Source organism: Streptomyces sp. NPDC018000 (genome assembly GCF_044328025.1).
Taxonomy (GTDB): Bacteria; Actinomycetota; Actinomycetes; order Streptomycetales; family Streptomycetaceae; genus Streptomyces.
Genome location: NZ_JBIRGM010000011.1, coordinates 42,642 through 56,330 on the forward strand (window position 1 = coordinate 42,642; position 13,689 = coordinate 56,330).

13 protein-coding genes and 1 pseudogene are annotated in these 13,689 nt (G+C 70.7%); 3 read left to right on the forward strand and 11 right to left on the reverse strand.

The genetic code is table 11. The annotated features are described in order from the left end of the window. Positions 1-411 precede the first annotated feature (411 nt). The 8 genes and pseudogenes from ACH4EW_RS21945 to rimP all read right to left on the reverse strand — a co-directional run. A pseudogene (locus tag ACH4EW_RS21945) lies at positions 412-847 on the reverse strand (serine protease); the annotation flags it as partial. Between the two features lie 202 nt (positions 848-1,049). Next, positions 1,050-1,970, reverse strand: a complete 921-nt coding sequence (gene truB, locus ACH4EW_RS21950) for a tRNA pseudouridine(55) synthase TruB (protein WP_398259557.1) — start codon at positions 1,968-1,970, stop codon at positions 1,050-1,052. 14 nt (positions 1,971-1,984) lie between these two features. Next, on the reverse strand, positions 1,985-2,428 hold the full coding sequence (rbfA, locus tag ACH4EW_RS21955) for a 30S ribosome-binding factor RbfA (protein WP_398259323.1): 444 nt from the start codon (positions 2,426-2,428) through the stop codon (positions 1,985-1,987). A gap of 25 nt (positions 2,429-2,453) precedes the next feature. Further along, positions 2,454-2,750, reverse strand: coding sequence for a DUF503 domain-containing protein (locus tag ACH4EW_RS21960; protein WP_398259325.1), 297 nt, complete (start codon positions 2,748-2,750; stop codon positions 2,454-2,456). A gap of 137 nt (positions 2,751-2,887) precedes the next feature. Next, entirely contained in the window at positions 2,888-6,001 is a 3,114-nt protein-coding gene (gene infB / locus ACH4EW_RS21965) for a translation initiation factor IF-2 (protein WP_398259327.1), read from the reverse strand. Positions 6,002-6,148: 147 nt separating this feature from the next. Next, the gene (locus ACH4EW_RS21970) at positions 6,149-6,427 is read right to left on the reverse strand and encodes a YlxR family protein (protein WP_398259329.1); all 279 of its coding nucleotides are present in this window, start codon (positions 6,425-6,427) and stop codon (positions 6,149-6,151) included. Between the two features lie 188 nt (positions 6,428-6,615). Further along, positions 6,616-7,656, reverse strand: coding sequence for a transcription termination factor NusA (gene nusA / locus ACH4EW_RS21975; RefSeq protein ID WP_398259331.1), 1,041 nt, complete (start codon positions 7,654-7,656; stop codon positions 6,616-6,618). A gap of 2 nt (positions 7,657-7,658) precedes the next feature. Then, a complete protein-coding gene (gene rimP, locus ACH4EW_RS21980; protein WP_398259333.1) occupies positions 7,659-8,156 on the reverse strand; it encodes a ribosome maturation factor RimP in 498 nt (165 codons plus the stop codon). 176 nt (positions 8,157-8,332) lie between these two features. Here rimP and ACH4EW_RS21985 point away from each other — a divergent pair, with 176 nt between their 5' ends. The 3 genes from ACH4EW_RS21985 to ACH4EW_RS21995 are packed head-to-tail and all read left to right on the forward strand — an operon-like array spanning position 8,333 to position 10,309. Continuing rightward, complete coding sequence (locus tag ACH4EW_RS21985) at positions 8,333-8,860, forward strand: hypothetical protein (protein WP_398259335.1); 528 nt, start codon at positions 8,333-8,335, stop codon at positions 8,858-8,860. Continuing rightward, positions 8,857-9,375 carry a ferritin-like domain-containing protein gene (locus ACH4EW_RS21990; protein WP_398259337.1) on the forward strand — a complete coding sequence of 173 codons (519 nt, stop codon included), beginning with the start codon at positions 8,857-8,859 and terminating at the stop codon, positions 9,373-9,375. Before ACH4EW_RS21985 ends, ACH4EW_RS21990 begins: the two co-directional genes overlap by 4 nt. A gap of 28 nt (positions 9,376-9,403) precedes the next feature. Next, positions 9,404-10,309 carry an aminoglycoside phosphotransferase family protein gene (locus ACH4EW_RS21995; RefSeq protein ID WP_398259339.1) on the forward strand — a complete coding sequence of 302 codons (906 nt, stop codon included), beginning with the start codon at positions 9,404-9,406 and terminating at the stop codon, positions 10,307-10,309. Between the two features lie 89 nt (positions 10,310-10,398). Here ACH4EW_RS21995 and ACH4EW_RS22000 read toward each other — a convergent pair whose 3' ends face one another. From ACH4EW_RS22000 to ACH4EW_RS22010, 3 genes are all read right to left on the reverse strand, one after another. Beyond that, positions 10,399-12,099, reverse strand: coding sequence for a proline--tRNA ligase (locus ACH4EW_RS22000; protein ID WP_398259341.1), 1,701 nt, complete (start codon positions 12,097-12,099; stop codon positions 10,399-10,401). Positions 12,100-12,179: 80 nt separating this feature from the next. Continuing rightward, the gene (locus tag ACH4EW_RS22005) at positions 12,180-12,749 is read right to left on the reverse strand and encodes a GNAT family N-acetyltransferase (RefSeq protein WP_398259343.1); all 570 of its coding nucleotides are present in this window, start codon (positions 12,747-12,749) and stop codon (positions 12,180-12,182) included. Between the two features lie 64 nt (positions 12,750-12,813). Then, positions 12,814-13,659 (reverse strand): GNAT family N-acetyltransferase, encoded by an 846-nt coding sequence (locus ACH4EW_RS22010; protein WP_398259345.1) that lies wholly within the window; start codon positions 13,657-13,659, stop codon positions 12,814-12,816. Positions 13,660-13,689 lie beyond the last annotated feature (30 nt).

Genomic DNA, 13,689 nt, shown 5'->3' on the forward strand with positions numbered 1-13,689 from the left:
GATCGCTACGCCCTCATCAGCAGGCAGAGGGCGGTCACCGGTGAACCAGTCGCAGAGCAGCGGCTGCACGGTCCGGGGCTGCGCGACGGCATCCAGAAAGCGCTCGCCGCTGTCACCATCGGGGTACGGCTCGCAGGTGCGGTCACCGTCGCCACGGGGGTCGGCCCGGCGCGGGCCGTCGGCGGGGACGAGACGCCGGAAAAGATCGATCCGGTCCGCCTCGGGCAGCCTCAACCGCCGCCAGAACCACGGCCCGAACTCGGCGTACACCCCCCGGGCTCACCGGCCCGCCCGCGGCCGCACGCCGGGCGATACGGCCGGCGAGCAGCCGCGGGCGGGATGGGGTTGGGCATCGGGCACCCGGACCAGCGTCTTTGAGGCTCGCGGTGAGGTCGCCGAGGAGGACCGCTCCGGATCGAGGACGGGGCCGCCCACGGCCGCACCACCGAGCCGCAGCGCGTCTCTGCCGTCCGTACCGAGCGCCAGCTCCAGTGCTGCGCCGATCCGATGGGAGCGGCCGTTCGCGGTGTATGTCACCGGGGCGGTGCCGAGCACTCGCGCCTCGCGCCAGCCGTGGGCGGCGATCTTCACATACGTACCGGCGTCGATTCGGTCCCGTAGGACGATCGGCGTCGGCTCCACGGCGGGCGTGGAGAGCCCTCCGGTGCGCAGCAGGGCGAGGTCCAGTTCGGGCAGCGCGGTGACATCGGCGGCCTCGACGGGGTGGCTGCGACCGTCCGTTCCGTGCAACCACCGTGCCCCGGTCGTCGGCGACGAATCCGGTCCCCCGCGGACGACCGTCCGGATCGCAGATTCGTACCAGCGCTGTCCGGTCCCCGCTTCCCATGGTCCGACGTTAGGTCGACGGCGATCGACGCGAACACCGCTCGGAGTAAAAGCGCCCCCGAATACACCCCTGATTCACTTTGAGCGCCTGCTCGTTGGGGTGAATTCATGGCGTCCGGTGGACAGAATCCGTTGGGGGATCGTGGGGCGGGCGCAGGGGTGCCGCCCGCTCCACGACGGGGCCTCGGGCCCCGGGTTGCCGGTCAGGCGAAGACGGCGAGGCTCTTGGCCTTGCCCCTCTGCTCCTCGACAAGGACCAGGAACCTGCCGTCGGGCCCGAAGACCCCGACCGGTCCCGGCGGGAAGGCCGGCATGTCGAGCCGCACCCCGTTCAGCAGCAGCTTGGCGCGTTTCTCGTCCACGTCCCAGCGGGGGAACGCCGCGGCGGCGGCCTCGGCCACCGGCATCACGGTCAACTCCTGCTGGTGCTGGTCGAGCGTCCGCGCCCTGTCGAGGCCGTACGGCCCGACCCGGGTGCGCCGCAGCGCGGTCAGATGCCCGCCGACGCCGAGCCCGGCGCCGAGATCGCGGGCGATCGCGCGGATGTACGTCCCCGAGGAGCAGACGACGGAGACGACCAGGTCGACAACCGGCGTCCCGTCCTCGGCGACCGCCTCGCGGACGTCGTAGACGTTGAAGGACGAAATCGTCACCGGCCGGGCCGGGATCTCGAACTCCTCGCCGCCGCGTACCCGTGCGTAGGACCGCTTGCCGTCGATCTTGATGGCGCTGACCTTGGACGGCACCTGCATGATCGGTCCGGTCAGGGCCGCGACCCCGGCCTCGATGCTTTCACGGGTCACCCCGGACGCATCGGTGGACGAGGTGATCTCGCCCTCCGCGTCGTCCGTGATGGTGTTCTGGCCGAGCCGGATCGTGCCGAGGTACTCCTTCTCGGTCAGTGCGAGATGGCCCAGCAGCTTGGTGGCCTTCTCCACACCGAGCACGAGAACGCCCGTCGCCATCGGATCCAGCGTGCCGGCATGGCCGACGCGGCGGGTCCGGGCGATGCCGCGCATCTTGGCGACGACGTCGTGCGAAGTGAAGCCGGACGGCTTGTCGACAATGACAAGGCCGCCCTCCTTGCCCGAGGTCGCTGCGCTCCCGCTCCCCTGACCGGGCATCTTGTTCTGCGATGTCATTCGGAGGCTTCGCCCTCGTCCTCCGCCTTGCGGTAGGGGTCGGCGCCACCGGCGTACGTGGCGCCCGAGGACGCCGCGCGCACCCGTGCGTCCGAGGCCCGTGCCCGGTCGAGGAGGTCCTCGATCGCCTTGGCGTTCTCAGGAAGGGCGTCGGCCACGAAGGCCAGCGTGGGGGTGAACTTCGTGCCCGCCGCGGCCCCGACAGCCGAACGCAGGATGCCCTTGGCGCTCTCCAGGCCGGCCGCCGCGCTCGCCCGCTCCTCGTCGTCGCCGTAGACCGTGTAGAAGACCGTGGCCTCCCGCAGGTCACCGGTGACCCGGGTGTCCGTGATGGTCACGTGCGTACCCAGACGCGGGTCCTTGATACCGCGCTGCAGTTTCTCGGCGACCACCTCCTGGATGAGGTCCGCCAGCTTTTTCGCCCGCGCGTTGTCGGCCACTGGTCCGTCTCCTTCTTTGCCTTGCTCAATCGTCTTCGTCGCTGTGCAGCCGCCGTCGTACGGACAACAGCTCCACCTCGGGCCGGCCGGCGATCAGCCGCTCGCACCGGTCGAGTACGTCTGTGAGGTGTCCGGTGTCCCCGGAGACCACGGCAAGGCCGATCTCGGCCCTGCGATAGAGATCCTGACCGCCCACCTCCGCCGCACTCACCGCGTATTTGCGCTGGAGTTCGGCGACGATCGGACGGACGACGGAACGCTTCTCCTTCAACGACCGTACGTCGCCGAGAAGCAGATCGAAGGACAGTGTCCCCACATACATGTATGTCCGGATGTCCCGCCGGTTCGGGTTCGTGCCCTGCCAGCGCTTGGCAGGGACACAAGAACCGTACACGGAACGGCCGGGGCCGATCGACGGAAATATGACCCGTCGACCGGCCCCGACTGTTGAGGTACGGGTCAGCCTCGCGGCTTCTCGCGCATCTCGTACGTCGCGATGACGTCGTCGATCTTGATGTCGTTGAAGTTTCCGAGGTTGATACCGCCCTCGAAGCCTTCGCGGATCTCGGTGACGTCGTCCTTGAAGCGGCGCAGACCGGAGATGTTGAGGTTCTCCGCGATGACCTTGCCATCGCGCAGCAGGCGCGCCTTGGTGTTGCGCTTGACCTCGCCGGACCGGACCAGCACACCGGCGATGTTGCCCAGCTTGGACGAGCGGAAGATCTCGCGGATCTCCGCCGTACCGAGCTCGACCTCTTCGTACTCCGGCTTGAGCATGCCCTTGAGGGCCGCTTCGATCTCTTCGATCGCCTGGTAGATGACCGAGTAGTACCGGACGTCCACACCTTCGCGCTCGGCCATCTGCTGCGCACGCCCTGCGGCGCGCACATTGAAGCCGATCACGATGGCGTCGGAGCCGGTCGCCAGGTCGATGTCCGACTCGGTGACCGCACCCACACCGCGGTGCAGGACCCGGATGTCGACCTCGTCGCCGACGTCGAGCTGGAGCAGCGAGGACTCGAGAGCCTCCACCGAACCGGACGCGTCGCCCTTGATGATGAGGTTGAGCTCCTGGACCAGACCGGCCTTGAGCGCCTCGTCCAGGTTCTCCAGGGAGAACCGGACACCCTTGCGGGCGAAGTTGGCGTTGCGCTCACGGGCGGCACGCTTCTCGGCGATCTGACGGGCCGTACGGTCCTCGTCGACCACCAGGAAGTTGTCGCCGGCACCCGGGACGTTGGTGAGACCCAGCACGAGGACGGGGGTCGACGGACCCGCTTCCTCGACGTTGTTGCCGTTGTCGTCGAGCATCGCCCGGACACGGCCGTACGCGTCGCCGACGACCATCGTGTCACCGATGCGCAGCGTGCCGCGCTGGACCAGGACGGTCGAAACGGCACCGCGGCCGCGGTCGAGGTGGGACTCGATCGCAATGCCCTGCGCGTCCTGCTCCGGGTTGGCCCGCAGGTCGAGCGAGGCGTCCGCGGTCAGGACGACGGCCTCCAGCAGCTGGTCGATGTGCAGACCCTGCTTGGCGGAGATGTCGACGAACATCGTGTCGCCGCCGTACTCCTCGGCCACCAGACCGAACTCGGTGAGCTGGCCGCGCACCTTGGTCGGGTCCGCGCCCTCGACGTCGATCTTGTTGACCGCGACCACGATCGGCACGTCGGCCGCCTTGGCGTGGTTCAGCGCCTCGATCGTCTGGGGCATCACACCGTCGTTCGCCGCCACCACGAGGATCGCGATGTCGGTGGACTTCGCACCACGGGCACGCATGGCGGTGAACGCCTCGTGACCCGGGGTGTCGATGAAGGTGATCCTGCGGTCCTCGCCGTTGACCTCGGAGGAGACCTGGTACGCACCGATGTGCTGCGTAATGCCGCCGGCCTCGCCCGCAACGACGTTCGTCTTGCGGATCGCGTCCAGAAGGCGGGTCTTGCCGTGGTCGACGTGACCCATGACGGTCACGACCGGCGGACGGGAGACCAGAGCCTCTTCGCCGCCCTCGTCCTCGCCGAACTCGATGTCGAAGGACTCGAGCAGCTCGCGGTCCTCCTCCTCCGGGCTGACGATCTCCAGGACGTAGTTCATCTCTTCGGCGAGCAGCTTCAGCGTCTCGTCGGAGACCGACTGCGTCGCCGTGACCATCTCGCCGAGGTTCATCATCACGGCGACGAGCGACGCCGGGTTGGCGTTGATCTTCTCCGCGAAGTCGGTGAGGGAGGCACCGCGCGACAGGCGGACGGACTGTCCGTTGCCGCGAGGCAGCATGACGCCGCCCACCGACGGGGCCTGCATGGCCTCGTACTCCTGGCGCCTCTGCCGCTTCGACTTGCGACCACGACGCGCGGGACCGCCGGGACGGCCGAACGCACCCTGTGTGCCACCACGGCCACCGGGGCCGCCGGGACGTCCGCCGAAGCCGGGACGACCGCCGAAGCCGCCGCCACCACCGGGACGGCCCGCGCCGCCACCGCCGCCGCCACCGGGACGACCGGCGAAGCCGCCGCCGCCACCGGGACCGGCCGGACGGCCTGCGAAGCCGCCGCCACCGGGACCGGCCGGACGGCCTGCGAAGCCGCCGCCACCGGGACGGCCCGCGCCGCCACCGCCGGGACGACCGCCACCGCCGGGACCACGGCCACCGCCGGGGCCACCACCGGGACGCGGGCCCGCAGCGGGACGCTGCGGCATCATGCCCGGGTTCGGACGGTTACCACCGGGGGCACCGCCCGGACGGGGCGCCTGCGGACGGGGCATGCCGCTCGGAGTGGGACGGGCACCGCCGCCCTGACCCTGCGGACGCGGAGCACCACCGGGGCCGCCCTGCGGACGCGGGGCGCCCGGACGGTCCTGACCGCCACCGGGACGCGGGGCGCCGCCGGGACGGGGCGCCTGCGGACGGGCCATGCCCGTCGAGCCGCCGGAGGTGAAGGGGTTGTTGCCCGGACGGGGACCCGCCGGACGTGCGCCGCCGGGACGCGGGGCGCCCTGGCCTGCGGGACGTGCGGGGCGCTCGCCGCGCTCGCCGCCACGGCCGCCGTCGCGCTGACCGCCGGCCGGGCCCGGACGGGCCTGGCCACCGGCAGGACGAGGTCCGGGCGTGGCACCCGTGGGACGCGGGGCCTGCTGCTGCGGGGCAGCCGGCTGAGCCGGAGCCGAGAACTCGGCAGCGGGGACCGGAGTCACCGGAGCGGGCCTGGGCGCGGGCTTCGGGCCCGGACGCGGGCCCGCGGACGGCGCTGCGGGGGTGCTGCTCGCCGGGGCGGCGGGTGCCGGCTTGGGGGCCGGGGCGCCGGGCTTCGGGGCAGCGGGACGTGCCACAGCGGCCGGGGAGGGCGCTGCGGGCTTTGCAGGCATCGCCTTGCGGGGCGCGCCAGGCTTTGCAGCGGACTTGCCGGCGTTGCCGCCGGGCCCCTGCAGTGCGTCGGTCAACTTGCGTACAACCGGCGCCTCGATCGTCGAGGACGCCGAACGGACGAATTCACCGAGTTCCTGGAGCTTGGCCATGACGACCTTGCTCTCGACGCCGAACTCCTTGGCGAGTTCGTATACCCGGACCTTAGCCACTTCGCTCCTTTTAGGTCCGGGTTACCGCCGGACCGTCGCTACTTCATGGGCGTACTCATCGCGTACTCATCGAGTGCTCATCGCAATCTCGACCTACTTCCAACTCGCGAGGTACCTGACCGCACGGGGTCCCGTGCCGTTCATTTCTTACGGTGTCACCCGCTCGACGAACCGCTGCACTGCGGCGGGGTCGAACGGCCCCTTGGCCTTGAAGGCCCGGGGGAATGCCCGGCGGCGAACCGCCAGGTCCAGACAGACAGGGACGGGGTGTACATAGGCACCCCGGCCGGGCAGCGTACCGCGAGGATCGGGGACGCAGACATCCCCGTCCGCGACGATGCGCAACAGCTCGCTCTTGGCCGCCCGCTCCCGGCATCCCACACAGGTTCGCTCAGGGTAAGCGCGGGCGTGCGTCCGGCCAGACACCTTTAAGTCTACCTCCCCGCACCGACCTCACCCCTTTGGGGCAAAAATCGAACGGATGTTGTCGTGTTCTCAGCGGCAAGCCGCCCAGATCTATTCCCTGCGGCCCGCGCGACCGAGCCCCTGGCACCCCTTCCGGGGTGCCGCCAGGGGGTCCGGCGCGGGCCGCAGCCCGGCGACCGCCGGGTAGGTCAGCTGCGCTCCGAACGCTCGCGGGCCCGCTCGGCCCGCTCCCGGTCGGCGACGTCGCGCTCGGCGTCGGTCTCGGTGTCCGGACGGATGTCGATGCGCCAGCCGGTGAGGCGGGCGGCGAGGCGGGCATTCTGCCCTTCCTTGCCGATCGCGAGCGACAGCTGGTAGTCCGGAACGGTGACCCGGGCGGACCGTGCGCCGAAGTCCACGACCTCGACCTGGCTCACCCGTGCGGGCGACAGGGCGTTGGCGACCATCTCGGCCGGATCGTCCGACCAGTCCACGATGTCGATCTTCTCGCCGTGCAGCTCGGCCATGACATTGCGGACCCGGCCGCCCATCGGGCCGATGCAGGCACCCTTGGCGTTCAGCCCGGAGCGGGTCGAACGGACCGCGATCTTGGTGCGGTGACCGGCCTCGCGGGCGATCGCGCAGATCTCGACGGAACCGTCCGCGATCTCCGGGACCTCCAGCGCGAAGAGCTTCTTCACCAGGTTGGGGTGGGTCCGCGACAGTGTCACGGACGGACCGCGTACGCCCTTGGCGACCCGTACGACATACGTACGCAGACGCAGGCCATGGGTGTACTCCTCGCCCGGCACCTGCTCCTGTACCGGCAGGATCGCTTCCAGCTTGCCGATGTCGACCAGGACGTTCTTCGGGTCCTTGCCCTGCTGGACGACGCCGGTGACGACATCGCCCTCGTGGCCCGCGTACTCGCCGAACGTCCTGTCGTCCTCCGCGTCGCGCAGCCGCTGCAGGATGACCTGCTTCGCGGTGGTCGCGGCGATCCGGCCGAAGCCGGACGGGGTGTCGTCGAACTCCTTGGCCTCCTGGCCCGGTTCGAGGTCGGCCGGGTCCTCCTTCGCCCACACCGTCACATGGCCGCGCTCGTCGAGCTTCACGCGCGCGCGGCGGTAGCTTCCGTCCGTACGGTGGTAGGCGATGAGGAGGGCCGACTCGATCGCCTCGACGAGCACCTCGAAGGGGATCTCCTTGTCCTGTGCCAAGCCCTTCAAGAGCTTCACATCGATGTCCACGGCTACGCCTCCTCTTCCTTCTTGTCCTTGCGGCTGAATTCGATCTCCACGCGCGCCTTGGCGATCTCGTCGAAGGCGACCCGGCGGGACGTGGGCTTGCGACCCTTGACGCCCGGCACTTCGAGGTCGAGCCCTTCCTCGTCCACGGCGAGGATGCGAGCCACCAGCTCGCCGCCCTCGCGCAGGTGCATCTTGGCCAGACGGCCCGTGGCACGTACGTAGTGGCGGTGCTCCGTCAGCGGACGGTCGGCACCGGGGGAACTGACTTCGAGGACGTACTCGCCCTCGCCCATCGCATCGGTCTCGTCGAGCTTCTCGGAGATCGCGCGGCTCAGCTCGGCGCAGGTGTCCAGCTCCACGCCTTCTTCGGAGTCCACGACGATCCGCAGCACCCGGCGGCGGCCCGCCCGGGACACCTCGATCTCTTCGAGGTCCAGCTGCTCGGCGCTGACGAGCGGTTCGAGCAGTCCGCGCAGCCTCTCGCTCTGGGTGGTGCTCATCCGGGTGACTCCTCGGCCGCGTGTGCTGTTGTGGGGATCTCGCGTGTCAGGTCAAAGGGTATCCGGTCCCAGGGGGTGTTGCCGTCCGCCTGCTCCGCTGCCGCGGGTACGCTCGCCTGCGTTGATCACTTCAGGACAGATCCAGTCAAGACAGGTTCAAATCCGAAGGAGAACAGGTGCGGCGCACGGGGACGACGCGCAGAGGTGCGTTCACCGCGACGGGGGCGATCGTTTTAGGGGCGGTGCTGGCCGGCTGCGACGACGGGACCGGGCGCCGGGAGGGCTCCGCACGGGCCGACACGGCGACCGCGGCCGAGGAAGCCTCGGCCGCGCGGGCGGAGAAGACGCTCCGGGCGGGTGCAGCGCGTACCAGCAGGGAACTGCTTGCCCGGTACGAACAGGTGGTCAGGGCCCATCCGGCGACCGCCGCCGGGCTCTCGCCGCTGCGGGACGCCGTACGGGCCCATGCCAGGGCGCTGGCGCCCGATGACGGCAAGGCGCTCGTGTTCTCGGGGACACGCGCGACCGACGCCGGGGCCGCCCTCAAGGAGCTGGCCGCTGCGGAGCGCCGCACCGCGGACGCCCACACGGCGACGCTGCTGAAGGCCCCGCCGGAGCTGGCCCGGCTGCTGGCGTCGATCGCGGCAGCGGGCGCGGCCCATGCCCATCTGCTGACCGAACTGGCCAAGGAGACCTCGTCATGAGCGCCGGGACACAGAAGGCGGCTCAGGCAGCCCTGGCCGCCGAACACGCGGCGGTGTACGGGTACGGGGTGGTCGGCGGCCGGGTCGCCGACGGCCGCCGGGCCGAGGCCACTGCGGCGTACCACGCGCACCGTGCCCGGCGCGATGCACTGGTACGGACCGTGCGTGACCTGGGCGGTGAACCGGTGGCGGCCGAGGCCGCGTACGCTCTGCCGTTCGCGGTGCCGGACCCGACTGCGGCGGTGCGGCTGGCCGCCCTGCTGGAGGACCGGGTCGCGTACGTGTACTCCGATCTCGTGCGGGCCGCCGGGGGTCCGCTGAGGCGGGAGGCCGCGGATGCGCTGCGGGAGGCCGCGGTGCGTGCGGTCCGCTGGCGGGGCAGCGGCGTACCCTTTCCCGGGCTCGCCGAGCGGGCCGCCGACGGAACCGGCGCGACGACAAAGACGAATACCAAAGCCGGGTCCGGCGCGATCCGCGAGACCGGACTGCCGAACGGAACCGGCGCGACGCACTGAAGAAGCTCTGAAAGGGAACAAAGCACGTATGGGTTTCGAACCGCCGCAGCGTCTGGTGCGAGCGCTCGGTGAGTCGTACGGGGAGGCGGCCGCCGCCGACTGGCTCGCGCGGCTTCCCGCACTGGCAGAGGAAGCGCTGTCCTCGACCGGGCAGGAGTTGACCGTGGAACGGGTCGCCGCCCCTGGGGGCCGCAGCAGTCTGGTGCTGCTGGTGACGTGCTCCGACGGCACCCCGGCCGCACTGAAGATCGCTCCGTCCGGGGCCCTGCCGGAGCTGGAGCGAGCGGCGCTCGCTCACTGGAACGGCTGGGGCGCGGTGCGGCTCCTCGCCGACGGCCCCGGCGCACTGCTGCTCGAGCGACTGCATCCCGAGGTGTCGCTGCGCTCACTGCCGGAGGCGAAGGCGCTGCTGGAGGCAGCGGGCACGGTGCGCCGACTCTGGGTCGAGCCGCCGGTCGGCCATGGATTCGAGACGGTGGCGGAGCGGACCGGGCGCCGTGCGGAGCCGATGCGCGCCTGCGCCGCGGCCGACCCGAGCCTGGAGCCGCTGGTCTCCGCGGCACTCGCGGCGCGCGAGGAGCTTGTCGCCCACTCGCCCGAACTCCTGCTGCTGCACGGTAACTTCCGGCAGAGCAAGGTGCTCGGCGGTGAGCGGGTGCCCTGGCTGGCGGTCGGGCCCGAGCCGCTGGTCGGTGAGCGGGCCTACGACCTGGCGCGCCTGGTGCGCGACCGTGTCGAGGACCTGATCGCCTCCCCCGGCGGCGCGGCGACGGCCCGTCGACGGATCAAGAAGCTCGCCGATTCGCTGGACGTGGACCGGGAGCGGCTGCACGGCTGGACGCTGTTCCGCGCGGTGGAGTCGGGAACCCGGGCACTGGCGGTCGGCCGTCGCCAGGAGGGCGAGCTGACGCTGGAGTTCGCGGGCTGGCTGTAACGCCCCCAGGTCGTAAGACCGGCCGGCACAGCCGTAGGCCCCCGCCGTGCGTGGGGGCCTACGGCTTTGTTCTGCTTTGTTCTGCGGTGTCAGCCCTGAACGGTCAGGCGGGCGATCGCCTCGTCGACCGTGAGTTCCTCGCGCTCGCCCGTACGGCGGTCCTTGAGCTCCAGGACACCCTCCGCCGAGCGGCGGCCGGCGACCAGGATCTTCGGGATGCCGATCAGCTCGGCGTCGGTGAACTTCACACCGGGCGAGACGCCCGCGCGGTCGTCGACCATGACCCGCACGCCGGCGGCGGCGAGCTTCTCGGCGACATCGAGGGCCAGCTCCGTCTGGAGCGCCTTGCCCGCCGCGACGACATGGACATCGGCCGGGGCGATCTCGCGGGGCCAGCACAGCCCCTGCTCGTCGGCGGTCTGCTCGGCGAGCGCGGCGACGGCGCGGGAGACGCCGATGCCGTAGGAGCCCATGGTGACCCGGACCGGCTTGCCGTTCTGGCCGAGCACATCGAGCTGGAAGGCGTCCGCGAACTTGCGGCCCAGCTGGAAGATGTGACCGATCTCGATGGCGCGGTCCAGCTTGAGGCCGGTGCCGCACTTGGGGCACGGGTCGCCCGCCTCGACGACGACGACGTCGAGGTAGTCGTCGACCTCGAAGTCACGGCCGGCGACGACGTTCTTCGCGTGGGTGCCGGGCTTGTTCGCGCCGGTGATCCAGGCGGTGCCGGCGGCGATGCGAGGGTCGGCGATGTAGCGGACCTTCTCCAGACCCTGCGGGCCGACGTAGCCGCGTACCAGGTCGGGACGGCCCTCGAAGTCCTCTGCGGTGACCAGTTCGACGACGGCGGGCGCGAGGTGCTCGCCGAGCTTGCCGAGGTCGACCTCACGGTCGCCGGGCACGCCCACGGCGACGATCTCGCCGTCGACCTTGACCAGCAGGTTCTTCAGGGTCGCGGAGGCCGGGACGCCCAGGTGCGCGGCGAGCGTCTCGATGGTCGGGGTGTCGGGGGTGTCCAGCTCCTCGACGGGGTCGTGCGCCGAGCCGTCCACGGGGGTGGCCCTGAAGGTCACGGCCTCGGTGTTGGCGGCGTAGTCGCAGGCGGGGCAGTCGACGAAGGTGTCCTCACCGGCCGGGGCGGGGGCCAGGAACTCCTCGGAGGCCGAGCCGCCCATCGCACCGGAGACGGCGGAGACGATGCGGTGGTCGAGGCCGAGCCGCTCGAAGATCCGGATGTAGGCGGCGCGGTGCAGCTGGTACGCCTCGACGAGACCTTCGTCCGTGGTGTCGAAGGAGTACGAGTCCTTCATCTGGAACTCGCGGCCGCGCAGCACACCGGCGCGGGGGCGGGCCTCGTCCCGGTACTTGGTCTGGATCTGGTAGAGGATCACGGGCAGATCCTTGTAGGACGTGATCTGATCCTTGACGACCTGGGTGAAGATCTCTTCGTGCGTGGGGCCGAGGAGGTACTCGGCGCCCTTGCGGTCCTTGAGCTTGAAGAGCAGATCGCCGTACTCGTGGTAGCGGCCGCTGGCGTCGTACGACTCCTTGGGGAGCAGCGCGGGCAGCAGCACTTCCTGGGCGCCGATGGCGTCCATCTCCTCGCGCACGACGCGGGTGATGTTCTCCAGGACCTTCTTGCCGAGCGGCAGCCAGGTCCAGATTCCGGCCGCCGTGCGACGTACGTATCCGGCCCGGACGAGCAGCTTGTGGTTGAGCGTCTCGGCGTCCGCCGGGTCGTCGCGCAGTGTCTTGATCATCAATCGGGACATGCGCTGGACCTGGACCATGATGAACTCCTGCTCGGAAGGGTGATGTGCAGGAGGTTAGCCGGGTGGTACGGGTGGGCGGAAATCCATTGTCCTGCGCCCTAGCCCTTGCGACGCAGCGGAAGCGGGGCTCCCATGACCGCGTACGGCTTGGGAGCACTGGGAAAGAGCACCTGCCGAGCCAGGTCCTGGTAGCCGAGACTGCGATACAGACCACGTGCCGGGCTCTCCGTGTCGATCGCGGAGAGGATGGACCTGGGCTGGTCGACGGCGTCCGTGATGGCGGTGATCAGCGCGCGGCCGATGCCACGGTTCTGGAACTTCGGCAGGACGTGCAGCTCCGTGATGACGAACGAGTCGTCGAGCCAGTGCGCGGAGCCGGTGGCGCGGAGGTAGGGCTCGACGACGGTGGACCACCACTGGCCGCGTTCGTTCGGCATGCCGTAGACGAAGCCGACGAGCCGGCCGCCCGGGGTGGTGGCGCCGAGGGCGCGGGCGCAGGGGTGGTCGAGGTGTCTGAGGACGATGTGGCGCCGTACCTCGATCTCTTCCGGTCCCAGGCCGAAGGCGAGAGCCTGCACCGCGAGCGCCTCGTCCACGCGCGCGGCGAGATCGATCGCTCCGATCCGAACGCTGGGGATATGGGGGCCGGTCCCGGAAACTGCTGCCATGCGCCGACCCTACTGGCCCGGGTGGGGTGGGTGGTACGGGGCGGTGGCACCGGCCGCCGACCGGTCAGAACAGCACGCTCATGAACGCGCCGGCCTCGCGGAAGCCGACCCTGGTGTACGCCTTGCGCGCAGGGGTGTTGTAGTCGTTCACGTACAGGCTGACGACGGGTGCGACATCGGTCAGTGCGTAGCGCAGAACCGCCGCCATGCCGGTCTCGGAGAGTCCTCGGCCGCGGTGTCCGGGGGCGACCCAGACTCCCTGGATCTGGCAGGCCTGCGGGGTGGCCGCGCCGATCTCCGCCTTGAAGACGATCTGGCCGTCCTCGATCCGGGCGAACGAGCGGCCGGCGCCGACGAGTTCGGCGACGCGTGCCTGGTAGAGGAGTCCGCCGTCGCCCGCGAGCGGGGAGATGCCGACCTCCTCGGTGAACATCGCCACGCAGGCCGGCATCAGGACGTCCATCTCGTCCTTGCGGATCCGGCGGACCAGGGGGTCGGGGGTGACCTCGGCGGACGGGCTCTCGGTGACCATGAGCGGCTGATGGGCGCGGACCTCGCGGGCGGGGCCCCAGCCGGGTTCGAGGAGCTGCCACAGCTGGGTGGTGGGTTCTGCGGGGCCGACGATCGAGGAGCAGCGGCGGCCGGCCCGGCGGGCCCGGTCGGCGAAGGCCGTGACGGCCTCGGGGGTGGCGCAGATCGGTACGAGGTTGGCGCCCGAGTAGCACAGCGAGCGCAGCCGTCCATCGGCGTACCAGCCCCACATCTCGCCGCCGAGGCGCCAGGGATCGAGACCTGCGATCTGGACCCGGGACGTCACGAAGGCATTGGCGACGGGTTCGCTCTCCAGGATGGCGAGAGCGGCGCCGAGGTCGCTGGGTTCGAGGACCCGGGTGGTGGTCTGCGTCAACACGAGGGGGCCTCACCATACGGTCTGCTGATT

What these genes read in the sequence shown, in the direction of transcription:
- truB (WP_398259557.1), bottom strand. Translation starts at nt 1,970, where the DNA reads ATGCCCGGTCAGGGGAGCGGGAGCGCAGCGACCTCGGGCAAGGAGGGC.
- ACH4EW_RS21960 (WP_398259325.1), bottom strand. Translation starts at nt 2,750, where the DNA reads ATGTATGTGGGGACACTGTCCTTCGATCTGCTTCTCGGCGACGTACGG.
- rimP (WP_398259333.1), bottom strand. Translation starts at nt 8,156, where the DNA reads ATGAGCACCACCCAGAGCGAGAGGCTGCGCGGACTGCTCGAACCGCTC.
- ACH4EW_RS21990 (WP_398259337.1), top strand. Translation starts at nt 8,857, where the DNA reads ATGAGCGCCGGGACACAGAAGGCGGCTCAGGCAGCCCTGGCCGCCGAA.
- ACH4EW_RS21995 (WP_398259339.1), top strand. Translation starts at nt 9,404, where the DNA reads ATGGGTTTCGAACCGCCGCAGCGTCTGGTGCGAGCGCTCGGTGAGTCG.
- ACH4EW_RS22000 (WP_398259341.1), bottom strand. Translation starts at nt 12,099, where the DNA reads ATGGTCCAGGTCCAGCGCATGTCCCGATTGATGATCAAGACACTGCGC.
- ACH4EW_RS22005 (WP_398259343.1), bottom strand. Translation starts at nt 12,749, where the DNA reads ATGGCAGCAGTTTCCGGGACCGGCCCCCATATCCCCAGCGTTCGGATC.